The following is a 22484-nucleotide window of genomic DNA, read 5'->3' as shown; positions in this document are numbered from 1 at the left end:
TTACCAAATGAAAGCGTTAAGTAAGTTGAAGCCTGAAGAAGGTATCTGGATGGTGGATGCACCTAAACCAGAAGTTGGCCATAACGACCTGCTAATCAAGATCCGCAAGACGGCAATTTGTGGCACCGATGTCCATATTTATAACTGGGATACCTGGTCGCAAAATACCATTCCAGTTCCTATGGTTGTAGGGCATGAATATGTCGGTGAAGTCGTCGATATGGGTCAGGAAGTCCGTGGCTTTACTATAGGCGACCGTGTATCTGGTGAAGGCCATATTACCTGTGGTCACTGTCGTAACTGTCGTGGTGGTCGCACGCATCTTTGTCGTAATACTTCAGGTGTGGGCGTTAACCGAGATGGTGCATTTGCAGAGTATCTTGTCATCCCGGCATTTAATGCTTTTAAGATCCCTGATGATATTTCTGATGATCTAGCTTCTATCTTCGACCCGTTCGGCAATGCAGTGCACACTGCACTTTCTTTTGACCTAGTCGGTGAAGATGTACTAATCACAGGTGCGGGTCCAATTGGAATTATGGCTGCTGCTGTATGTCGTCATGTGGGTGCTCGCCATGTAGTGATCACCGACGTCAACGAATATAGACTCGAACTTGCTGAGAAGATGGGGGCTACACGCGCAGTCAATGTCGCAAAAGAAAGCCTTGAAGATGTCATGAATGAACTCGGCATGACCGAAGGGTTTGATGTAGGTCTTGAGATGTCAGGCGTTCCTAGCGCCTTCCACTCTATGCTAGATACCATGAATCATGGTGGAAAAATTGCCATGCTAGGTATTCCTGGTGACAATATGGCCATCGACTGGAGCAAAATAATCTTTAAAGGGCTGATCATTAAAGGTATCTATGGTCGTGAGATGTTCGAGACCTGGTACAAGATGGCAAGCTTGATTCAATCAGGATTAGATATTTCCCCTATCATCACTCACCATTATAAGATCGATGACTTCCAGCAAGGCTTCGATGCCATGCGCTCAGGTCAGTCAGGTAAAGTGATCTTAAACTGGGATTAATTTACCCTCTGCGTGATGATTGTGTTCTAAGGGGCTGTACTATTGTAGCCCCTTATCGCACAATCTATTGAGTACCCAATTTTTAGCAGTAAGCTTCTATGTCTAACTTCCAACACTTTAGTGTTAATCAACTCATCCAATTAGTAGAAAGTGATCCTGATATTCAGATCGCAGATATACGCGATGCTGCCAGCTTCCAAGCGGGTCATATCAAAGCTTCAATCAATATTAACAATGAAAATCTCGCTGATTTCATTGCTGATGCTGATATGGATAAACCACTTATTGTTGTTTGCTATCACGGCATAAGCAGCCAAGGCGCTGCACAGTATTTAGTCGAACAAGGTTTCGATGATGTGTATAGCCTAGATGGCGGCTATCAAGCTTGGCGTGAAGCCCACGCCTGAGCCTCTATAAAAATTAGATAAGTTATTGAGGATGCTCGATGATTGAAATAGGTAAATTACCCAATAACCGTGCCGCTCAGGCATTGATCGATTATCTAAAAGGTCAGAACATAGATTGTAAGATCATGCCTGCAGAACAAGGTGTCAGTATTGTTGTAATGCATGATTATAATAGTCTAAAGGCCAGCCAAGAGTTTGAGCACTTTATTCAAAACCCTCATGATCCTAAATACCTACAAGCCTCATGGGATAATGGTGATAGTAATCTAAAGCTCGACTACGGCGCACCAGTACTGCAACTCTTTAGTCAATTTATCACAGGTGCTGGCCCTTTAACCTTAGGCATTATGGCTCTATGTATCGCTATTTTTGCTGGCTTTAACTTAGGCTTTGCCGATCCTATTTACCAATACCTATCGTTTTTCAATGCAGTTCCAGGCTCAGGACTCAGCGATTTTTGGCGTCTTTTCACCCCCAGCCTACTTCATTTTTCCGCAATGCATATTATTTTTAACTTGTTATGGTGGTGGTATCTGGGCGGAAAAATTGAAAATAAAATAGGTTTAACCCCCTTACTGACTCTATTACTAGTAGCAGGAACCTTACCTAATATCTTACAGTACTTTGTCGCCGGCCCTCAGTTCGGCGGCTTATCCGGTGTCGTCTATGCTGTTGTTGGTTACACTTGGATCATAGGCACTAAGCGCCCCGAGCTCGGAATAGGTTTACCGCCTGCTTATATGGGCTTCATGTTACTTTGGCTAGTATTTGGTTTTACCGATATGTTTGGGCTATCGATAGCCAATGGTGCTCATGTCGGTGGCTTACTCGTTGGGCTGGCACAAGGCATGATTGACAGTAAAAGAATAAACCGTTAGCAGATCCTAGGTTCTAGTTCCTAGGATCTAGAGCCTTATACCATCTCCACCACTTTCTTCACCAACTTCTCTATCCCAATACTCGCTTCGGCAATATTCCCGGCCAGCATGTACGCAGGTGTGCTCACAATCTTATTTTTTTCATCCACCACAATGTCCTCCACTATGGCATCTTGATGACAGCCACCCATTAGATTAAATGCTTGGGCAGTTTCACTATCATTACCTATCGTCGCTATAACTCCCTCACCATACAGACGTGGGATCATTATCGGTGCGATACAGATGAAACCTACAGGCTTATTCGTTGTTGCAAACTCTGCCACAAATTCAGAAACCAATGGTGAGATCTCGCAATCGCTACCATTAGTAGCAAAATTGCATAAATTCTTGGCTGCACCAAAACCACCAGGAATGATTAAGGCATCAAACTCCTCTATCAATAAGGCGTCAGTTGGTAAAATTTCCCCACGGGCAATACGAGCAGACTCCACTAAAACATTCCTACTCTCACCCGACTCAACCTCACCAGTTAAGTGATTAACCACATGCATCTGCTCAATATTGGGCGCGAAACACTGATATTCCACTTCCAATTTTGAAAGCGCCAGTAGTGTTAAAACCGACTCGTGGATCTCACTACCGTCAAATACACCCGATCCGCTCAGCAAAACTGCAATTTTTTTCATTAAAAACGGTCTCCATATATTATTTTGTTTTAACAAGATACCAACAAACAGCTTGATTCGATTATTTTTCGTGCTAAGTTAGTGCATCGACTTTATCAGGCGCTTATTATTTAGCCAAGAGCTAAGTCGGTAACAATAAGAAAATAATTAAGTCCACAATTTTGAATGAATTTCAAGAAACTTATATCTAGTTCACACTTTTTTATATTTCAGCTTTAAATCAGTACGTTATGGACATGGAGTTCTAAACGCATTGCTATTACCCCCTTAGAAGTAATCTTTTAACTCACAGACTTATCCACAGGCTGAGAGTTATTATGCGTGGCTGAAATCTTGCTTATGTGGCATCCTAGCATCAAGCTCGAAAACACACTCAAAATCACCCTCTAAACCGACATCGAATACTAATATTATGCCAAAAATTGCCGAAAACCCTTTAGTTCTAGTAGATGGTTCCTCATACCTTTATCGTGCCTATTATTCTCCTCCTCATCTCACTAACTCTAAAGGCGAAGCCACGGGTGCAGTCTATGGCGTCATTAATATGCTACGTAGCTTGCTTAACCAATATGAGCCTAGCCAAATGGCGGTTGTTTTCGATGCAAAAGGCAAAACCTTCCGTAACGACATGTACGAAGATTATAAGGCTAATCGACCGCCAATGCCTGATGACCTTCGCACTCAGATAGCGCCACTGCATCAGATTATCCGGGCTATGGGGTTACCACTAGTTTGTATCCCTGGTGTTGAAGCCGATGATGTCATCGGCACCATATCAACCCAAGCGAGCAAAGAAGGCAGAGCCGTTCTTATCAGCACTGGCGATAAAGATATGGCACAGCTAGTCGATGAAAATGTCACCCTTATCAACACAATGACCAATACCATAATGGGGCCTGAAGAGGTCAAAGTGAAGTTTGGTGTTGGCCCTGAACTTATCATTGATTTCTTAGCATTGCAGGGAGATAAATCCGATAATATTCCAGGCCTTCCTGGGGTCGGAGAAAAAACTGCAGTAGCAATGCTGACGGGGGCCGGTAGCGTAGAGAAGATTCTGGCTAATCCTGAAAAAATGCCCGAACTCGGCTTTAGAGGCTCTAAAACCATGCCGGCTAAGCTTGCCGAACATGGTGAATTACTCAAACTTTCGTATGAGTTAGCAACCATTAAATTGGACGTTGAGCTAGAACAAAACTGGCAAGACCTCAATATTACTCCTGCAGATAAAGATGAATTAATTAAATGCTTCGGTGAAATGGAGTTTAAACGTTGGTTAGCCGAAATCCTCGACAACAAAACAGGCTCAAGCAAGAACGCTGACACTGACGAAGAAGTCATCAAGCAAGATATTCAAACTGAATACGCCACGATATTAACTCATGAAGAGTTAGATGCCTGGATAGATATACTTAAAAGTGCCGAGCTTATAGCCATAGATACCGAGACAACGAGCCTCAATTACATGGATGCAAAGTTGGTTGGTATCTCCTTCGCAGTAGAAGCAGGAAAAGCTGCCTACCTTCCATTAGGACACGACTATCTAGATGCGCCAGAGCAGCTTGATCAGGCTGAAGCCTTAGCGAAACTCAAACCCTTACTGGAAGATGCAGAACTTAAAAAGGTCGGCCAGAATCTAAAGTACGATATCAGTATCTTTGCCAATGTCGGCATAAAGCTCCAAGGTATTGCGTTCGATACTATGCTCGAGTCCTATGTATTCAACTCTGTGGCCACTAAGCACAATATGGATGACTTAGCTCTTAAGTATCTCGGCCATAAGAATATTAGCTTCGAAGAAATTGCCGGGAAAGGTGTCAAACAGCTCACTTTCAATCAAATTGATCTGGAAACAGCGGCTCCCTACGCCGCAGAAGATGCCGATATAACACTAAGATTACATCAACACTTATGGGCAAGACTCGAAAAGGAACCAGAGCTAGCCTCTGTGTTTACCGAAATTGAGCTGCCACTCATTCAAGTACTGTCTGATATTGAACGACAAGGTGTATTGATCGATAGCATGATGCTAGGGCAGCAGAGTGAAGAACTCGCCCGAACCATAGATGAGTTAGAGCAAAAAGCTTACGAAATAGCAGGTGAAAAATTTAACTTAAGCTCACCTAAACAGCTGCAGGCACTGTTTTTTGAAAAGTTAGGCTACCCTATCATCAAGAAGACGCCTAAAGGTGCACCTTCAACTGCAGAAGAAGTATTAGTTGAATTAGCGTTAGACTACCCACTGCCTAAGATTATACTCCAGCACAGAAGCTTAGCTAAGCTAAAGAGTACCTATACCGATAAGCTTCCGTTAATGGTCAATGCCCAGAGTGGTCGAGTTCATACTAGCTATCATCAGGCGAATACGGCAACCGGAAGACTGTCATCGAGTGAACCAAACTTACAAAATATTCCGATCCGTACAGAGGAAGGTCGCAGAATTCGCCACGCCTTTATTGCCCAAGAAGGCAAAAAGGTATTAGCAGCGGATTACTCACAAATTGAGCTTCGTATCATGGCCCACCTTTCTCAAGATAAAGGCTTACTGACGGCGTTTGCCCAAGGCAAGGATATTCATAAAGCGACCGCAGCAGAAGTCTTTGGTGTTGATTTCAGCGAAGTCACCACAGAGCAGAGACGTCGCGCTAAGGCTGTAAACTTTGGCCTAATTTATGGCATGTCGGCATTTGGGCTTGCTAAGCAGTTAGATATCCCTCGTGCAGAGGCTCAAAAGTATATAGACACTTACTTTAAGCGCTATCCCGGTGTGCTTAAGTACATGGAAGAGACCCGCGCCGAAGCAGCCGATCTTGGCTATGTGACAACCCTTTACGGCCGCCGACTCTATCTACCAGCCATTAAAGACAGGAATGCCATGAGACGTCAGGCAGCTGAACGGGCGGCGATTAACGCGCCAATGCAAGGCACTGCCGCTGACATCATCAAGAAGGCCATGATTAACATAGCCAATTGGATTGAAGCTGAAACAAATGGCGAAATAATCATGATCATGCAAGTTCACGATGAACTGGTATTCGAGGTCGATATCGATAAGGCTGAAATGATGCAAGAGAAGGTTTGCCAACTCATGGCCGATGCCGTCAGCTTAGATGTCAATTTACTTGCAGAAGGCGGTATTGGAGATAACTGGGAACAAGCCCATTAGGACCTTTGCCAGTCATTAAATTTCACTAAAAGCCTTCGAGATAATCGAAGGCTTTTTTATATCAATCAGTAAAAGAAAATGGTCAGTTCAGAGTTATTTTTGGCGGCCTCATTCAATACAGAAGTAGGCAACCGAAACTCCAAGATCAATAATATGAGATGAGAGCCCAACTAAGAAAGCAGTGAAACCACCCAGCTCACTCAAGTAAATACTCTAAATGTAGATAAAAGATCACTAAATGCTGACTTTGTACTCTTTAACACCTAAGTGATTCTTTTACAGTCAAATAAATGTTGGTTTACGATCATAAATCAACATTTAGAACACTAAATCTTTAGATCTACATCACAATATTGCCGTCTTTTATAAAAAACAGTTTCCCAAATTACGGTCAATGGCGTATTATTCTCGGCGTAGGGTACAGAGGTTAAGATGTTCTATCTTTCAAACCTTTTTAAATTCACTGTTTAAGTGAATAGCCAAATTATGGCGCCTCAGCAATGTAAGTTGCTGGGGCTTTTTTTCGTCTAAAATTTATTTTAGAGTATTTACTTTAATTAAATTAAAATTCACGGTATGCTGTCGTTATTGAGAGTCATCGAGTCTAACTGGATGGCACTTGAGTCTTGTTGAATTTAGCTTCTCCCCAAAAGAGCTAATTGGGCCGATGGTTATTCCGTCGGCTATTTTTTTATCTTAATTTCAACAAGCTATTCCATACATCTTCGAGAATAACTCAAAAAAAACGCCTCACATATTAGATATGGAAGACGTCATTTTTGTGCGTGGCTTAAGCTATTCAGGTTTGGCTTAAATCTCCTTCCTCACTAGCGGCTTCTTCAGCTAACGCATCAACTAACCATTGCGGATGGCACCAATCATTTAAAATACCCAACACCTTTGCCTTACCAATACCTTTAAGTGATGAAAATGGCTCGACTTTGACTCGACCATCAAACTCACCAAGGTGTTTTCTGACTTCGTTGACCATCTTCATGCGCTCACTTTGCTTCATCTTGTCAGCTTTAGTGAGTAACGCTAGTACCGGAATGTCACTATCTATAGCCCATTCGATCATCTGCATATCAAGATCTTTCAGTGGATGTCTAATATCCATTAGAACAACCATACCGCCTAAACACTTACGTTCCTGGAAGTACTCGCCGATTGCCTGTTGCCATTTTTTCTTCAAGGCTAACGGCACTTGGGCAAAACCATAACCCGGTAAATCGACTAAGCGACGATGCTCATCGAGTTCAAAAACGTTAATTAATTGCGTTCTTCCTGGGGTTTTACTTGTCCTAGCTAGGCTTTTCTGATCAGTAAGTACGTTCAACGCACTCGACTTACCTGCATTTGAACGACCGGCAAAGGCGATTTCGATACCAGCATCACCAGGTAGGTATTCATCTAGATGCGCGATATCCGGGGCACTGATTAAAAACTTAGCTTTACGAAAATCAATACGAGATTCAGTCACTACTCACTCCAAAAATATTAGGTTTTGCACTATAAATATCGAAGAGTTGCTTACATTTTCACAATTTCGTGTAAAATATTACCCCGATCACATAAGTTACATTTTATCACGCTTGCGGGCTCAGCTAGTAAGCTCAGGACAAAAAAATTTAACAATAAGTTGGAACGCCATGAAAAAGTTAGCTCTTGCGCTATCAGTATTAGCCTCAATCTCTTCTCCAGCAATGGCTGAAGGTGATGCTGAAGCGGGAAAAACTAAAGCAATTGTTTGTTCTGCCTGTCACGGTGTTGATGGTAACAGCATGATAGACATGTACCCAAAGCTTGCGGGTCAGCAAGCAACTTACCTAATCAAGCAGCTACATGATTTTCGTAGCGCGGCTAAAACAGGTGGTAAAGAAGGTCGTAACGATCCAATTATGGGCGGTATGGCAGTAATGCTTAGCGACCAAGATATTGAAAATGTTGCTGCTTACTACTCTTCACAAGCTCAAACTGTAGCTGAAGTAAAAGATATTCCAGCCTTAGGAGAGCAACTCTACAAAGGCGGAGACATGACTCGCGGCATCACTGCCTGTATCGCATGTCACGGCCCTGAAGGTAAAGGGATGGAGCTTGCAGGCTTCCCAGCAATTGCTGGCCAACATGCAAACTACCTCAAAATTCAACTGAACAAGTTTAGCGATACAAATCGTAACAACGACTTGAACGGTATGATGCAAGACATTGCTAACAAGCTTAATAGTGATGACATAGAGGCATTATCTAAATATATATCAAGCCTTAAGTAATACTTTAGCTTATAAAAAAAGGTGGCAATGCCACCTTTTTTTACACACCAAGCTTTACCTTTACGTAAACTAACACCAAAAACATACTTGACAGTGATCACAGTTTTAGGTTTAATTAGCCCCGTACCGAGATGAACCCATCTGTTCGTATAAAATATTTAATAATAACGTACAGTTTTCGGTATTCATTACATTTAAGATATAAGAATAAATAGACTCAATAACAATAATATAATTAAGACCACTCTCTAAAAATAATAAAGAGTCGTGATTTCAATTGAAGTCCAGGTCAGAACAATATTTGTAAGGAACTTGGTTAGGAAGGCCATTTAGCTGTAATAGCACTCCCTTACAAGTTCAGAGACAGTTGTTCCGCCGATACTCAGTATCAGTTTTCGAACACTCAATCACTGAACAAATGAAAAACCTTAACATGGATGGTTATATTAGGCGTCAAAGATGACGATAGGATAGTGATGTGTCATGGAGACCATCTACGGAAGCTGTGGTCAGGATGACTCAGGAATATTAAGAAAGTGTCTGGAAGACCGACAACTAAAAAACATGCATGGAAAGCAGACTAAAAAAAGATGGATATTGACCGGGAAAGTCGCATAGCAAGTATGGATACTTGAAATAAGAATTGGTGCCTTTGGCACTTTTTGTAAGGCGACAGTAATACTGTCGCCTTTTTTTATGTCACAATATACTGTCATTCATTTGTGAGATCTGATGTAAAAATGCTTAGATGCCCTCTTTGTCACGATGAACACACTTCACTATTTTACCAAGACAAAAAACGCACCTTATATACTTGTTCACGCTGTCATCTGGTGTTTTCTGATGCTAACAGCCACCTGCCACCTCACATAGAAAAACAAAGATACCGACAAAAACCGGATAAATACCAAAAGCCTCTATACCAATTCTTACTCAGCTTGATACAAGAATGTGCCCAGCAAAAAGAGCAGCCTTTAACGGGGCTAAATTTTGGTCGCTTAGCAAATGCTGACACTTTAGAGGCTATTAATATCTATGGCCATAAATTGAACCAATATGATCCTTTCTTCGCTCCTGACCATAGCCTGCTAAAACAAGAATATGATTTCATCAGCTGCTATCGAGTCTTTGAGCACTTTCGCTTTCCTTCGAGAGAGTGGTCACTCTTGTGTCAGCTGCTAAAACCTGGAGCCTGGCTGGCAATAAATACCAAATTACTCACGGATCTGAATGGTTTTGGTAAGTGGCACCACAAGAATAACCTTAGCCATGTGAGCTTTTACCAGAGAGCAACGTTCGAGTTTCTAGCAGAACAGGCAGGTTTTAAGCTATTATTCGCAACTAATGATCTCATTTTGGTGCAAAAACCATCAGGATCTGGTATAAAACGCGCCCAAAGTTCGCTAATTGAAGTTTAGTCAGCGCATTTTATAGATATTGTTCGTATTACAGTTATTGAGAAAAGCCATGTCACACTCTAAGAAGTCCCGTAAAAGCAATGAAAATGCGCCTAAGCTAGCTCCAAGAACAAAGAAGAGTGATCGTGTTCTTGAAGGAAAGAAGCAAAACACAGGCAATAAAGCTGGTAGCCGTCACAATACCAACCTTGTTGGTGGAAAAAGCGGATCTGCAGCCACTAAAAAAGATCCACGACATGGCAGCAAGAAAGCCATTGCTCTCGACCTACCCAATAAGGTTATAGCGCCTAAGAAAGAGCAGGGCCCGAAATTAACCGAAGAGCAGAAATTACTTAAGCTCGAGGAAGATCCAAGACTCAACCAACTTCTAGATATGCTTGAAGAAGGCAAAGAACTTGGTCCAAACGATCAAAAGTGGCTCGAAAAGATGCTTAGCCAAATTGAAGCCCTGATGGAGCGTTTAGGGATAAGCGAGGAAGACGATCTAGATCATGTAGTACAAACGACTGCAACTAGCGATGATGACCTGTTCGACAAATTTGAATCTGGTGCTGACCTGTTAAAAGATTATCAGAATAAAGATTAATGCTTAATACTCTAGTCGATGGCACGTTAATGAGTGCCATCGACTAGTCATATATTCAGACAGGACAGATCATGACAACAGTGCTTCTACTTTCTGGTTTTATCATCATTAGCCTTCTAGCCAGCTATGCAACGTTTTTGTTACTCAAGCTGCGTAAACAAGCCAGTCAAAAAGCAAAGCATCAGCAGGAACTCCAAGATATTAATCAAGCCCGTCTTGATGAACACTTAAGCAGCATACGTTATATTGCGACTGCGATGCTGGAGGACCGTTGTGAAATTTCTGAGGGTGTAATGAGAATAGCCAAATTATTCAGTATCTTATCTATGTCTGAGCAAGTAGAACCTGAATACCCAGCTATATTCAAACACTTTAACGTTATCCAAGATCACCCAATCATGGAACAACGTAAAAGTCTTGAGAAAAAGCAACGCATGAGATTCGATTTCGCTCGTATGCGTTCAGAAGCAGAACTTGAAGCAAAAATTCTTGAAGAAGCCAAGAAGCTAACCAGCTTTGCACCAAACCCTCTTCACTAGCCAGATATTTAAACGGGAAGATATAAGCGCTAGCTAACATTAGTTTAGCGATTATTGCTATATCACGTGAGTCTGTGCACAAATTCTCCATAAAGACACAGACAATCACTCAATTTTCATGGATATTGCCCAGCTAAAATTATCACTTTAATGATTCGGCTTGTATTTTTACAACATGGATCAAGGTTATTTAACCAATTACCATGCATACTTTACAAGTTGCTAATCTAATACCTCGGAGGACACGCCTTGAAGCAGCCCACCCAAATTAGTTGGGATCAGTCAATGATCGAAAAATACAATTACAGCGGTCCCCGTTATACCTCTTACCCAACGGCGCTTGAGTTCGATGACTCATTCACCGAAGACCAACTGCTGACTTCGATTAAGAACAGCAAGAGTGATAAGCTTTCACTCTATATCCATATACCATACTGCGCCAAGCTGTGTTACTACTGTGGCTGTAATAAGGTCATCACTCGCCATCAGCATAAAGCCGATCAGTACTTAGAGTATCTAGCCGCAGAAATAATCAAACGTTCACCTCTGTTTAAGAACTACCTCGTCACCCAAATTCATTGGGGTGGCGGAACGCCGACCTTCTTGCGTCCAGATCAGATCCTTAAACTATCTGAGCTGATCAGAGCTAATTTCAATGTTGCCGAAGTCGGTGAATACTCCATTGAAGTCGATCCCCGTGAAATCGAACTCACCATGCTCGATACGCTAAAAGAGGCTGGCTTTAACCGCATCTCTATCGGCGTTCAGGACTTCAACAAGAAGGTGCAGATTGCCGTTAACCGTGAGCAAGATGAGCAGTTCATCTTCGATCTTATGGCCAAGGCTAAAGAGTTGGGCTTTGTCTCAACCAACATAGATCTTATCTATGGTCTGCCTCACCAGACCCCAGAAACCTTCGCCGAGACAATGCAGCGCGTATTAGATTTAGATCCTGATCGTTTATCAGTATTCAACTATGCTCACCTGCCTTCACGTTTTGCGGCTCAGCGTAAAATTAAAGATGAAGATTTAGCATCGCCTCAACAAAAACTGGATATGTTACATCAGACCATCGAAACCCTAACGGGAGCTGGTTATCAATATATCGGCATGGATCACTTCGCAAAGCCTGATGATGAACTGTCTATTTTGCAAAACGAAGGCAGACTCCATAGAAACTTCCAGGGTTACACCACTCAAGAAGAATGTGATCTATTAGGTTTAGGCGTATCATCAATCAGCCAGATTGGCGACTGCTATGCTCAGAATCAAAAAGATATCCGCCCCTACTTCGAGTCTATCGATGCTAATGGTCATGCGTTATGGAAAGGTTGTGGCCTAAATCGTGACGATGAAATCCGCCGCGTAGTGATCAAGCAGCTTATCTGTCATTTTGAATTAGATATGGCACAAATTGATGAGAAGCTTGGTATTAACTTCGAAGAGTACTTTGTTGAAGACCTTAAACTTCTACAGACATTCATCGATGACGAGTTGGTTAATATTACAGATAGAAAGATCACCATCAGCCCTACAGGCCGATTATTGATCCGTAATATCTGTATCTGTTTCGATGTTTATTATCGTGAGAAGGCTCGTCAACAGCAGTTCTCTCGTGTGATCTAAACTCTATCACTAGATAGATAATCCCAAAGCCGACCTTATGTCGGCTTTTTTGTCTCCCTTTTTCACCATTCTTTTTGCATACACTTTTTATCTTTAGTCAGACTGAGGCATAATCGAGGCATAATAATTAATAAAAAGGTCCTCTGTAATGCATAAGCTCTTGCTACCCGGTTTACTCGCTGTATCCCTCAGCGCTTGCCAACTAAACCCCATATCGACACCACAGACTCAACCAACGCCAGCCGCAGAAGACCCACTCACCATTGGAGTCAGTGATTTTAGGCTCAAATCCATTATAGAAGCTGACTGGCAGATTCAACTCGATAGCAATCCTTCACAAGCGTTTTCCGAAGGTGATACTAACGCAGCGGGTAAACTAGCCGACTTATCACCCGAGAACCTAAATGCACTAAATAAGCGCCAGCAAGCTCTGCTCAGCACGCTTAAGGCGTTAGATATAGCCTCACTCTCTAAAGAAGATAAGATTAACGCGCAGATCCTCCAGGGGCAGCTACAGAATAGTGTCGATTTATATCAATACAAGGATCACTACCTCCCCATCACAGCCGAGAGTGGATTTCACGCCTATATCTCATCTATTGCTAAGGCTAAATTTGCTACCCAAGCTGATTACCAGCAATACATAGCTAAGCTTAATGCCCTGCCTCATTATTTCGCACAACAGACCCATTGGTTAAAACAGGGACTATCGGCAGGAATAACCCCTCCAAAGGTCACGCTTAAGGGCTTTGAAGACAGCATTAGCGCCTTTATGGTACCGGTAGAAGATAGTGGCTACTTTAAGCCCTTCACACATTACCCCAAGCATTTTACTCAAGCGCAGCAAGACAAACTGACTGCGCAGGGAAAAGCATTAGTCGAACAAAAAGTTCTGCCACTTTATCAAGCCTTCTATGACTTTATGACTAAGGAGTACATTCCTGGGGCTCGAGTAGAGATCGCCAGTGCTAGCCTCCCCAACGGCGTCGCCTTCTATGAAAACCGAGTCCGTTATTACACCACGCTCGATATGACATCCGATGAAGTACACCAGCTTGGCCTTAAAGAAGTAAAGCGTATCCGCGCCGAGATGCAGATCATTATTAACGATCTCGGTTTCCAAGGCAGTTTCGCCGACTTCTTGCATTTTTTGCGTACCGATCCTCAGTTCTACCCTAAGACGGCCGAAGAACTATTGAAAGAAGCGGCGTTTATCGCTAAGAAAGCCGATGCCATGTTACCTAAATACTTCGGCAAGCTACCTAGAACCCCATACGGTATTCAGCCCGTACCAGCTGAAATCGCGCCGAAGTACACCACTGGACGCTACTCAGGATCCAATCGAGACGATGAGCCTGGCTATTACTGGGTAAATACCTATGCACTGGATAAGCGTCCCTTCTATGAGATGGAAGCTCTGACCCTACATGAAGCAGTACCTGGGCATCATCTGCAGATTTCACTCAATAAAGAGCTTACCAAGCTACCTAACTTTCGCCGTTACAGTTATATCTCCGCCTTTGGTGAGGGATGGGGACTTTACTCTGAGTATCTAGGTTTAGAGGCTGGTTTCTATCAAGACCCATACAGTAACTTTGGCCGATTAACCTATGAGATGTGGCGGGCGGCTCGCCTAGTTGTCGATACGGGCATGCACGCGAAGGGCTGGAGTAGACAGCAAGCCATGGATTTTATGGCTAGCAATACCGCTCTTTCAATGCATAACGTCACCACAGAAATCGACCGCTATATCTCATGGCCGGGCCAAGCTCTGTCGTACAAAATCGGAGAACTCACCATAAAACGTCTGCGCGCTCAGGCGGAACGTGAGTTAGGAGAAAAATTCGATATCAGGGCGTTTCATGATGCCATTTTAGAAAATGGTTCAGTCCCAATGCTGATCCTCGAGCAACAGATAGCCGACTTTATTAGTGCACAAAAACAACTGAATTAACGTCTATACCGTGAGTTTCTGGCCTTGGTAATCAAGCTCTCGAAACTCACGACTACTTCCCTATGGCTATAAGGCTAATCTAATACCAACTGGTATAAGCCCAGTTTTAGACTGTGCTACACTGGCAAACAGCATACATAAATTCAGTAGACATTATGTCATTAGCGGTCGAACCTCAGCTAGATACTCCAGATAGCACCCCAATAAAGCCCCTCTCATCTGAGTTAAACCTTAATACAGATGAACAAAATACTTTTTGGCAAAACATCACTGAATCTGTCATAGAGAGAGATGGTTATCGCTTAGCTTATTGCTATTTCGAGCACCCAAACAGTCAAAAAGCGATTGTGATCAGCAATGGCAGAGTCGAATCTTACTTTAAATACAAAGAACTTATCTTCGATCTCTATCATCAAGGCTACAGTATTTACGCCTTAGACCATCGTGGCCAAGGCCTTTCATCCCGCACCACAACCAACCCACATAATGGGCATATAGATAAGTTTGATACCTATATCGAAGATTTCGCGTGTTTTATCGATGCAGCGGTAAAGCCTAAGCAATATCAAGATCTGTTTCTTGTAGGCCATTCAATGGGCGGGGCTATCGGTACTCTTTACATGGACAAGTACCCTGACACTTTCAAGGCTGCTGTTTTCTCTGCCCCTATGTACGGTATCAAGCTCCCCATAAGTAAGCGCTTTATTCGTTGGCTGGCAAATTTGCTAGATAATAAGAATGCTAAAAAACCCAACTATATTCTCGGTGGCAAAGACTACCACGGTGATGACTTTGCTAAGAATGATCTCACGAAAAGCCAGGCACGTTACGAGGATTATCGTCAGCTTTACCAGCAGCGTCCAGAGCTACAGCTCGGCTCTCCTACCAATCATTGGCTCGTCGAGTCTATTGATGTGGGAGAAAGAACAATTGGCGCAGCTAAAACCACTAAAACACCCATTCTAATCCTTCAAGCTGATGAAGATACTATCGTTGACAATTTTGCCCAATACCACGCTGTGGGTGGCTTTTGCGAACTGCTCAATATCCCTGATGCTCGCCACGAAATCTTTATGGAGCAAGATGAGAGTCGTAATTTTGCACTTAAGGCAATGCTTAAGTTCCTTGCCTCATACCATTCAGATTAAGCCACAATTGATATTAATGGCATGAAAAAGGGAGCTTAGCTCCCTATTTTTACAGCCTCTGGCCTACCGAAGAACTAGCCTAACTGTCCTGCCACCATTAGCTCTCGACTTTCAGGGATCTCATTATAGGAAAGTACATGTAAGCCTCTTGCGAAAGCCAAGGCATATCTAGCTAGAATGGGTCTTAATTGAGGCGAAACTAACAACATAGGGCTATGGCCTTGCTCTTTTGCCTGAGCTAATAACAGTGGCATCTTCTGCTGTAGCTGAGCAAGCAGCTGAGGTTCAACAGGAAAGCTATCCAGTGACACCTTACCCTGTTGTTGAGACTGATTAAGCGCCGTCATCAAGGTCTGTTCAAGCTCTGGCGCTAAGGTCAATACATTCAACTGTTGCGACTGACCCGCTATGGTGTGCAAAATACTGCTCCGCAGCGCACAACGCACATCTGCTGCTAACAATACTGGATCTTTACTATTTTCACTGCAATCAAGTAAAGTCGTCGCTATGGTACGAATGTCTTTAAGAGACACCTGCTCCTTCAGCAATAATCGATAGACCTTGAGCTGTTGAATTGGCGTTAAGGCTGTCGATAGAGACTCAGCTAGCTTGGGCGACTGTTTCGCTAAGCGGTCACTCAGCGCCATCACATCATCGTGCTGTAACATATCCGGCAATGACTCTCGAATAAGCTTGCTCACATGAGTTGCTATTACAGTCGCATTATCGACAACTGAATAACCTAAATTTAGTGCTTTAGCCTTTGAGTCAGGTTCAATCCACAGTGCGTCCATCTGATAGGCTGGTTCCTTAGTGATAATGCCATCAATGTCACCAAAAACGGGCCCACTCTTAATCGCCATCAACTTTTCAGGCTCAAGTTCAGCCGTTACAACTGGGTTACCCATTAAGTTTATCTGATAAGCATTCGGCGCCAAGGCTAAGTTGTCGCGCACTCGCACCTCAGATAACAGAAAACCCGCTTGTTCAGATAAGGTCCGCCTAATACCTGTTAGTCGCTTCTGTAGCTCAGCCCCTTTGCTACGCTCCACTAAGTGAACGAGGCGATAGCCGAGCCTTACTTCGATAAGGTCAGTAAATGGCAACGCTTCCCAGCTGGGTGCCGATGTCTCGGAGAGACTTTTTTCAAGTTTATCTTCAACCTTGTCTTCCGGTAGCACCTCTACTCGTTGGCTCAACTTCCAGGCAGAAAAGCCCAAAACCGCAGCAAAGGAGAGAAATACCAAGGCTGGCATCCCTGGGACTATACCAAGGATCATCATGATCACAGAGGCTGTGGCTAAGGTTCTTGGGTTTGCTAATAACTGCTTACTAAGTTGAGCCGGCATCTCCTCCGCATCGGAGACACGGGTGACAATAATTGCGGCAGCAGTTGCGAGTAACAAAGAGGGGATCTGGGCAACTAAGCCATCACCAATCGTCAACAATGCATAGGTCTTAAAGGCCTCCCCTGCGCTTAAATCATGCATAAACACGCCAATGGCAATACCACCGAGAATATTGATCGCCAAGATCAATATGCCAGCAATGGCATCACCACGAACAAACTTAGAGGCGCCATCCATCGAGCCATAGAAATCAGCTTCTCTAGCCACTTCCTGACGGCGAAGCCTGGCCTGATCTTGGCTTAGCACCCCAGCATTAAGATCTGCATCGATAGCCATCTGCTTACCGGGTAAAGCATCGAGTGTAAAGCGAGCCGATACCTCGGAGATGCGCTCACCCCCTTTAGTGATAACCACAAAGTTAATGATCATCAAGATGAGAAATATCACCGCACCGACCACATAATTGCCATCGATAACCACTTCACCAAACGCTTGGATCACACGACCTGCAGCATCTCCTCCCTGATGTCCCTCAATCAGAACAACTCGGGTTGAGGCGACGTTTAGGGTTAACCGCATCAGCGTTGCCAATAGCAGCACAGTTGGAAACACTGAGAACTCTAAAGGCCGCCTGATAGAAACCGCCACCAGCAAAACCATCACAGCTAAAACAATATTGAAAGTAAATAAAATATCCAACAGCCAAGGTGGCAGTGGAAGTATGATCATGGCAAGAATAGTCAGTAGCATGATAGGTATACCTATATAGCTACGATTTCCAGCAAACGTACGAGATAACCAGTTCATGGGAAGTACCTTTAATCGTGTCTCAAATGTTTCGGAATAAAAAAGTTTGGTAATGGATCAGGTCTTTTCTTCTTACCCTCTCTAGCAGCCTTTATCTGCAACACATAACTCAATACATGGGCGATAGCGATAAATAGCGCCGCAGGGATCTGCTGTTCAACTTTGGTTGAATAGTAGATAGCTCGGGTAAGAGGTGGCAACTCTATGACTTCAATGTCATTTCGCTGAGCTATTTGGCGCATATAAAGGGCAACATCATCAGCCCCCTTGGTCAACACATAGGGAGCGTCCGCCTTTTCAACATCATATTTAAGTGCTACCGCATAATGTGTTGGATTAACGATTAAAACGTCTGCCTGCGGCACTGCAATTTCAGCTCTAGAACGGCCCATACGTTGCTGTAACTGACGGATTTTAGCTTTAACCTCTGGCTTACCATCTTGTTGTTTATGTTCATCTTTAACATCCTGCCGCGACATTCTAAGCTCTTTATGGTGATGCCAGTATTGGTATGGCACATCGATAAATGTGATCACCAATAAACCCAGACCTAGGTAAAGCACACCTTCTGCGAGCATATTAATTCCATTACTGACCGCCTCATCAATAGGCAGCTGGTTGTAGGTGAGTAATGTCTGCAAGTTAGTTTCTAGAAAAACAAACATGATGCTGATAAGTAAAGTGATTTTAAGAATAGACTTAATCAGTTCAACCAGTGACTTAACCGAGAACATACGCCCTATTCCAGCAATTGGATCGATACGGCTATATTTAAACTGAGCATTTTTGAAACTAAATACCGGTCCACCCGGCATTGCACCCGCTATCATGGCAATGATGGCAACCATGATGAACAAGGGGCCTAGAATATTGAGCATCTCAACCAGCGAGGTGCCAAGGTGCTCTAGCATCATACCGGGACGATCTAACTCCTCTTTGGTAATAGACATATTGAATCGCGTCAACTGAGCGACTCGCGCAGCAAACCAATCGGCACTCAAGAACAGCATCAGAGAACAACCAATAATAAGCGCAGTAGAAGCCAGATCTTTTGAGCGAGGAACCTGTCCCTCATCTCTCGCTTTTTTTAACTTTTGTGGCGTCGCCTTCTCGGTCTTACTCTGCCCAGAGTCTTTATTACTCATGTGATCCCGCCAATAAACTGATACATGGCAGAAAGCGCATCCAAACACAGATCGCTATAGCGGGTCGGTAAGCCACTAAATGAGAAGAATACGCACAGCAACCCCATCAGCATAGACATAGGAAAACCTAAGGCAAATACGTTTAAGGAGGGTGCAGCCCGGCTCAATACACCAAAGGTAATATTGACCATTAACATGGCAAGAATTGCAGGTATTGCTAGCATAAATGCCGACGCAAACAACCAGGCATAACGAGCCACTAAGCCCATAAGAGGCAGATCAAAAACCCCCGTACCTATCGGCCATAATCTGAAGCTATCTACTATGATCCCCAGCGCAACCAGATGACCATCCAAAGATAAAAATAACAGCGTCCCATAAAGTAGAAACCACTGACTTAGAATAGGGTTAGAGCTACCATTTGCAGGATCATTCATAATCGCCATTGCTAGCCCCATCTGCATCGACATCATGGCACCGAACAGGGTCATCACATGAATTAAGATGTAGAGAAACATGGCTAGCATAAAACCAATTAGTAACTGCTCTATGGCAATGAAAAGCGCTGCAATAGAGATGGCGTCCACAGAGGGAACCGCGGGTAACATAGGCGCGATCAGAGCAGAGATTAATACCGCGAGTAATATTCTCACCATGGCAGGAATATAGGAGCTACTCAAAAAAGGCATCACAATAAATGCCCCCATAATGCGGCAGAATGGCCACCAAAAGGTACCGATAAAACTACTTATCTGGACGGAAGTAAGAGAGAGCATGGCTAACCAATAATATGGGGAATGTTCATAAACAGTCGGTTAAACAGATCGGAAATCTGCTGCAAAATCCAGGGACCTGCAAACAGCACCATCAATAATGTAAGCACTAATCTAGGCAAGAAACTTAACGTCTGTTCATTGACCTGAGTCGCCGCTTGAAAGACAGCAATCAATAAACCCACTAACAAGCTTGGCACCACAAGTACCGCCACCATAGAGACCACTAAAAATATCGCATCGGCAAACAGAGAGGTCAGTTCATTGACATCCATATCTCTACCTTAAAATCCCAGTCACTGAGCTGATGATAAACTCCCAGCCATTGAAGGCAACGATCACGCAACTCAGCAGACAAAAGATCAAATAGATGATGTCACTCACACTGAACTCATTCCCTAGCTTTCTTAATATTTCCATCATTTCACCTAACACGTTAAAGAGGCAGCAAGAACGCCAGCTAACCAAAGCTAGACACTAAAGTGCCTACCGTCATAGACCAGCCATCAACAAGCACAAATACCATCAATTTGAACGGCAAAGAGATAATCAAGGGCGATAACATCATCATTCCCATAGACATCAACACACTGGCTACCACTAAGTCGATCACCAAGAATGGTAAGAAGAGTAAAAAGCCAATCTGGAATGCCGTTTTAAGCTCGCTTAAAACAAACGCTGGCATAAGTACAAAGAAGGGCACCTCATCGGCAGTTAAGGTCACTGGCTCATCGGCTATTTTTAGCATCTGCTCAAGATCTGTCTCACGAGTTTGTGCCAGCATGAACTTTCTCAGTGGCTTCTCGCCAATGGCAACTGCCTCATTGAGCTCTATCACTCCTTGGTCGTAAGGAAGATAAGCCTGGTCATAGATGTCTTGACCAACCGGTCTCATGATGAAAATGGTGAGCACTAAGGTGAGTCCCACTAGCACCTTATTTGGCGGGCTCTGCTGCAAACCAAGCGCCTGACGTAAAATACCCAACACGATAATAATTCGAGTAAAGCTGGTTAGCATCATCAGTAAAGCAGGTAAGAAACTGAGCACTGTCATTAGCGCCAGTATCTCTAGCTTGATATTGACAGTCTGACTCTGATCGCCATCATTAAGGGTGAACAGTGTAAGCCCATCATTGGCAAAAGCCGCTGGGACAAAAAGTAATGCAATAAGCAGCAAGGCACGGAACATATCAGTCATTCGCTCCGGTAAGACTGATCGCTTCGACCTCTAGCAGGCGGACACCATAACGGCCATTAACTTCAACGACCTCCCCCCTTCCAAGCAGCGCACCATTCACCCGAATATCTAAAGGCTCTCCGACCATACGATCGAGTGCAACAACATCTCCCTCTCCCATTCGCGACAGCTCGCCTAATGACATCTCAGCGCTAGCTAGTTCCAAGGTAACTTGAACAGGCAACTGATGAAAAAACGAGATATCTTTAATTGGCTTAGCCTTTACAATCTCCTCTTCCTTAAACCCCTCATCAAACAGGTTGTCATCCAATAAAAAATCTTCATCTTGAAGCAGTGTTTGTTCTGACATGTCGCCATTCCTTAAAAATCATTAAATTTCAATTTATTATTAAACTGGAGAGTGCTCCGTCAGGAGTCTCCTCACCGTGCTCTCAGCAGCTACCGCCATCATCTTGCACGAAAATATCTTGGGTTAACTTAGCCACCATCTGCCCCTCATGGGTATGCACTGCAGCATAAAAAAGTGGCCTTTTCCCAACGGTCACCGGGCATCTAGAATGAAGATTCATTGGCAGAACATCTCCTACTTTCAATCCATTAAGTGAGTTGACAGGCGTGTTTTGCCGTCCAAGCTCGAGTGAAATTTTCAGTGGGATCTGTTTTAGCCTTTGCGCCAATTGTTCAGAGAGTTCGGGGGTAGCCAGATAGAGGCTAGGCTGCTCAGACATGAGTCCAAGCAGATACTCAGTCATGCAGAATAGAATTGGCGAAGTCATCTGCCCTTTGGCAAAACTGAGAGACCAATTAATAGGTGCATCAATGGGCGTGTTATTGAAAACGAGTTCTAATTCTATCGCCTCCTCATCCAATTCGGTAATTGGTAGCACCTTGAGGGCTGCAAGCATCAGCTTTCTAGCTAATCTAAACTCTGACTGACTAGGTGAACGCAGTGGCGACTTGAGTGGGGTGGCTAAACTGCCGTAGTAACCACTCGCTAATTGATCTAATGTACAGCGGTCAATTCGCCACCAAGCCAACATAGTTCCATGGTAACTAAGTCTAAACCAAGCATGATTTCCATCAGGCTCAATGGGCACGCTGGCTTCTTGCTGTGAAATGCAGGTTAAAGCATGGTGACCTTGGCGAATTATTGGGTTAAGCACACAATTAACCGCATCTAAAACTGTTCTCTGACAAGATTCAACTTGTATCAATAAGCGGCTTCTCGCAAGTTTCTCCTGAATTAAAGCAACAGGTCTCACTTTTTTACACTGACTAAACTTAAGTAACCTTGCCTTCGAAGTTGTTTTCATTTTGACCAACCAATATAAAAATAGTGAAATACAATATATTTAACATTATAAATTTAGAAAAATGACTATCGCCATAAATATGACGCTTAATAGCGCTTAACTTAAATAAAGAAATAAAACCATCAAGACAACTGTATATTAAAGTGTGTCGACGAATTTTAATGAGCAAAAAAACATATAAAGCGACC

At 43.4% G+C, this 22484-nt stretch carries 21 protein-coding genes; 11 read left to right on the top strand and 10 right to left on the bottom strand.

The annotated features are described in order from the left end of the window. Positions 1-7: 7 nt before the first annotated feature. The 3 genes from tdh to glpG all read left to right on the top strand — a co-directional run bounded on the left by tdh (position 8) and on the right by glpG (position 2318). A complete protein-coding gene (gene tdh, locus FM038_RS00540; RefSeq protein ID WP_142873163.1) occupies positions 8-1033 on the top strand; it encodes an L-threonine 3-dehydrogenase in 1026 nt (341 codons plus the stop codon). A gap of 98 nt (positions 1034-1131) precedes the next feature. Further along, the gene (gene glpE / locus FM038_RS00535; RefSeq protein ID WP_142873164.1) at positions 1132-1440 is read left to right on the top strand and encodes a thiosulfate sulfurtransferase GlpE; all 309 of its coding nucleotides are present in this window, start codon (positions 1132-1134) and stop codon (positions 1438-1440) included. Positions 1441-1478: 38 nt separating this feature from the next. Then, positions 1479-2318, top strand: a complete 840-nt coding sequence (gene glpG / locus FM038_RS00530; RefSeq protein ID WP_142873165.1) for a rhomboid family intramembrane serine protease GlpG — start codon at positions 1479-1481, stop codon at positions 2316-2318. 35 nt (positions 2319-2353) lie between these two features. On the opposite strand, the gene elbB is transcribed toward glpG, so the two are convergent. Further along, the gene (elbB, locus tag FM038_RS00525; protein ID WP_142873166.1) at positions 2354-3007 is read right to left on the bottom strand and encodes an isoprenoid biosynthesis glyoxalase ElbB; all 654 of its coding nucleotides are present in this window, start codon (positions 3005-3007) and stop codon (positions 2354-2356) included. Between the two features lie 412 nt (positions 3008-3419). Between elbB and polA the strand changes: the two genes are divergently transcribed. Continuing rightward, complete coding sequence (gene polA / locus FM038_RS00520; protein WP_142873167.1) at positions 3420-6170, top strand: DNA polymerase I; 2751 nt, start codon at positions 3420-3422, stop codon at positions 6168-6170. 799 nt (positions 6171-6969) lie between these two features. On the opposite strand, the gene yihA is transcribed toward polA, so the two are convergent. After that, positions 6970-7650: a ribosome biogenesis GTP-binding protein YihA/YsxC gene (gene yihA, locus FM038_RS00515; protein WP_142873168.1), complete on the bottom strand. Its 681-nt coding sequence runs from the start codon at positions 7648-7650 to the stop codon at positions 6970-6972. A gap of 169 nt (positions 7651-7819) precedes the next feature. On the opposite strand from yihA, the gene FM038_RS00510 reads away from it, so the two are divergent. The 7 genes from FM038_RS00510 to FM038_RS00480 all read left to right on the top strand — a co-directional run bounded on the left by FM038_RS00510 (position 7820) and on the right by FM038_RS00480 (position 15711). Next, positions 7820-8440, top strand: a complete 621-nt coding sequence (locus FM038_RS00510; RefSeq protein ID WP_142873169.1) for a c-type cytochrome — start codon at positions 7820-7822, stop codon at positions 8438-8440. Between the two features lie 740 nt (positions 8441-9180). After that, positions 9181-9858 carry a methyltransferase domain-containing protein gene (locus FM038_RS00505; protein ID WP_142873170.1) on the top strand — a complete coding sequence of 226 codons (678 nt, stop codon included), beginning with the start codon at positions 9181-9183 and terminating at the stop codon, positions 9856-9858. Between the two features lie 49 nt (positions 9859-9907). Then, positions 9908-10444 carry a Der GTPase-activating protein YihI gene (gene yihI / locus FM038_RS00500; protein WP_142873171.1) on the top strand — a complete coding sequence of 179 codons (537 nt, stop codon included), beginning with the start codon at positions 9908-9910 and terminating at the stop codon, positions 10442-10444. A 71-nt stretch (positions 10445-10515) separates the two neighbouring features. Further along, positions 10516-10983 carry a DUF2489 domain-containing protein gene (locus FM038_RS00495; RefSeq protein WP_142873172.1) on the top strand — a complete coding sequence of 156 codons (468 nt, stop codon included), beginning with the start codon at positions 10516-10518 and terminating at the stop codon, positions 10981-10983. Positions 10984-11232: 249 nt separating this feature from the next. Further along, positions 11233-12609: an oxygen-independent coproporphyrinogen III oxidase gene (gene hemN, locus FM038_RS00490; protein ID WP_142873173.1), complete on the top strand. Its 1377-nt coding sequence runs from the start codon at positions 11233-11235 to the stop codon at positions 12607-12609. A gap of 148 nt (positions 12610-12757) precedes the next feature. Further along, positions 12758-14563, top strand: a complete 1806-nt coding sequence (locus tag FM038_RS00485; protein ID WP_142873174.1) for a DUF885 domain-containing protein — start codon at positions 12758-12760, stop codon at positions 14561-14563. A 155-nt stretch (positions 14564-14718) separates the two neighbouring features. Beyond that, positions 14719-15711 carry an alpha/beta fold hydrolase gene (locus FM038_RS00480; protein WP_142873175.1) on the top strand — a complete coding sequence of 331 codons (993 nt, stop codon included), beginning with the start codon at positions 14719-14721 and terminating at the stop codon, positions 15709-15711. 74 nt (positions 15712-15785) lie between these two features. Here FM038_RS00480 and flhA read toward each other — a convergent pair whose 3' ends face one another. The 8 genes from flhA to FM038_RS00440 form a co-directional block, all read right to left on the bottom strand. Further along, positions 15786-17867 (bottom strand): flagellar biosynthesis protein FlhA, encoded by a 2082-nt coding sequence (gene flhA / locus FM038_RS00475; RefSeq protein WP_142873176.1) that lies wholly within the window; start codon positions 17865-17867, stop codon positions 15786-15788. An 11-nt stretch (positions 17868-17878) separates the two neighbouring features. Next, a complete protein-coding gene (gene flhB, locus FM038_RS00470) occupies positions 17879-19012 on the bottom strand; it encodes a flagellar biosynthesis protein FlhB (RefSeq protein ID WP_142873177.1) in 1134 nt (377 codons plus the stop codon). After that, a complete protein-coding gene (fliR, locus tag FM038_RS00465) occupies positions 19009-19788 on the bottom strand; it encodes a flagellar biosynthetic protein FliR (RefSeq protein WP_142873178.1) in 780 nt (259 codons plus the stop codon). Before fliR ends, flhB begins: the two co-directional genes overlap by 4 nt. A gap of 2 nt (positions 19789-19790) precedes the next feature. After that, positions 19791-20060, bottom strand: coding sequence for a flagellar biosynthesis protein FliQ (gene fliQ, locus FM038_RS00460; RefSeq protein WP_142873179.1), 270 nt, complete (start codon positions 20058-20060; stop codon positions 19791-19793). 4 nt (positions 20061-20064) lie between these two features. After that, on the bottom strand, positions 20065-20205 hold the full coding sequence (locus FM038_RS00455) for a hypothetical protein (RefSeq protein ID WP_223292970.1): 141 nt from the start codon (positions 20203-20205) through the stop codon (positions 20065-20067). A 40-nt stretch (positions 20206-20245) separates the two neighbouring features. Then, complete coding sequence (gene fliP, locus FM038_RS00450) at positions 20246-20974, bottom strand: flagellar type III secretion system pore protein FliP (protein WP_142873560.1); 729 nt, start codon at positions 20972-20974, stop codon at positions 20246-20248. A 1-nt stretch (position 20975) separates the two neighbouring features. Further along, positions 20976-21332: a flagellar motor switch protein FliN gene (fliN, locus tag FM038_RS00445; RefSeq protein WP_142873180.1), complete on the bottom strand. Its 357-nt coding sequence runs from the start codon at positions 21330-21332 to the stop codon at positions 20976-20978. A gap of 82 nt (positions 21333-21414) precedes the next feature. Beyond that, complete coding sequence (locus FM038_RS00440; RefSeq protein WP_142873181.1) at positions 21415-22296, bottom strand: FliM/FliN family flagellar motor switch protein; 882 nt, start codon at positions 22294-22296, stop codon at positions 21415-21417. Positions 22297-22484: the final 188 nt, after the last annotated feature.

This window comes from Shewanella eurypsychrophilus (assembly GCF_007004545.3).
GTDB classification, from domain to species: Bacteria; Pseudomonadota; Gammaproteobacteria; order Enterobacterales; family Shewanellaceae; genus Shewanella; species Shewanella eurypsychrophilus.
Note: the sequence above shows the minus strand (reverse complement) of the source record. Positions and strands in the feature narration are given on the sequence as shown.

Excerpts from the sequence above, each read along its gene's own strand:
- fliQ (WP_142873179.1), bottom strand. The coding sequence starts at position 20,060 with ATGGATGTCAATGAACTGACCTCTCTGTTTGCCGATGCGATATTTTTA.
- fliP (WP_142873560.1), bottom strand. The coding sequence starts at position 20,974 with ATGTTCCGTGCCTTGCTGCTTATTGCATTACTTTTTGTCCCAGCGGCT.
- FM038_RS00485 (WP_142873174.1), top strand. The coding sequence starts at position 12,758 with ATGCATAAGCTCTTGCTACCCGGTTTACTCGCTGTATCCCTCAGCGCT.
- FM038_RS00495 (WP_142873172.1), top strand. The coding sequence starts at position 10,516 with ATGACAACAGTGCTTCTACTTTCTGGTTTTATCATCATTAGCCTTCTA.
- FM038_RS00505 (WP_142873170.1), top strand. The coding sequence starts at position 9,181 with ATGCTTAGATGCCCTCTTTGTCACGATGAACACACTTCACTATTTTAC.
- flhA (WP_142873176.1), bottom strand. The coding sequence starts at position 17,867 with ATGAACTGGTTATCTCGTACGTTTGCTGGAAATCGTAGCTATATAGGT.
- FM038_RS00480 (WP_142873175.1), top strand. The coding sequence starts at position 14,719 with ATGTCATTAGCGGTCGAACCTCAGCTAGATACTCCAGATAGCACCCCA.
- FM038_RS00440 (WP_142873181.1), bottom strand. The coding sequence starts at position 22,296 with ATGAAAACAACTTCGAAGGCAAGGTTACTTAAGTTTAGTCAGTGTAAA.
- fliN (WP_142873180.1), bottom strand. The coding sequence starts at position 21,332 with ATGTCAGAACAAACACTGCTTCAAGATGAAGATTTTTTATTGGATGAC.
- glpG (WP_142873165.1), top strand. The coding sequence starts at position 1,479 with ATGATTGAAATAGGTAAATTACCCAATAACCGTGCCGCTCAGGCATTG.
- FM038_RS00455 (WP_223292970.1), bottom strand. The coding sequence starts at position 20,205 with ATGGAAATATTAAGAAAGCTAGGGAATGAGTTCAGTGTGAGTGACATC.
- yihI (WP_142873171.1), top strand. The coding sequence starts at position 9,908 with ATGTCACACTCTAAGAAGTCCCGTAAAAGCAATGAAAATGCGCCTAAG.
- fliR (WP_142873178.1), bottom strand. The coding sequence starts at position 19,788 with ATGCTCTCTCTTACTTCCGTCCAGATAAGTAGTTTTATCGGTACCTTT.
- polA (WP_142873167.1), top strand. The coding sequence starts at position 3,420 with ATGCCAAAAATTGCCGAAAACCCTTTAGTTCTAGTAGATGGTTCCTCA.
- tdh (WP_142873163.1), top strand. The coding sequence starts at position 8 with ATGAAAGCGTTAAGTAAGTTGAAGCCTGAAGAAGGTATCTGGATGGTG.
- elbB (WP_142873166.1), bottom strand. The coding sequence starts at position 3,007 with ATGAAAAAAATTGCAGTTTTGCTGAGCGGATCGGGTGTATTTGACGGT.
- FM038_RS00510 (WP_142873169.1), top strand. The coding sequence starts at position 7,820 with ATGAAAAAGTTAGCTCTTGCGCTATCAGTATTAGCCTCAATCTCTTCT.
- glpE (WP_142873164.1), top strand. The coding sequence starts at position 1,132 with ATGTCTAACTTCCAACACTTTAGTGTTAATCAACTCATCCAATTAGTA.
- flhB (WP_142873177.1), bottom strand. The coding sequence starts at position 19,012 with ATGAGTAATAAAGACTCTGGGCAGAGTAAGACCGAGAAGGCGACGCCA.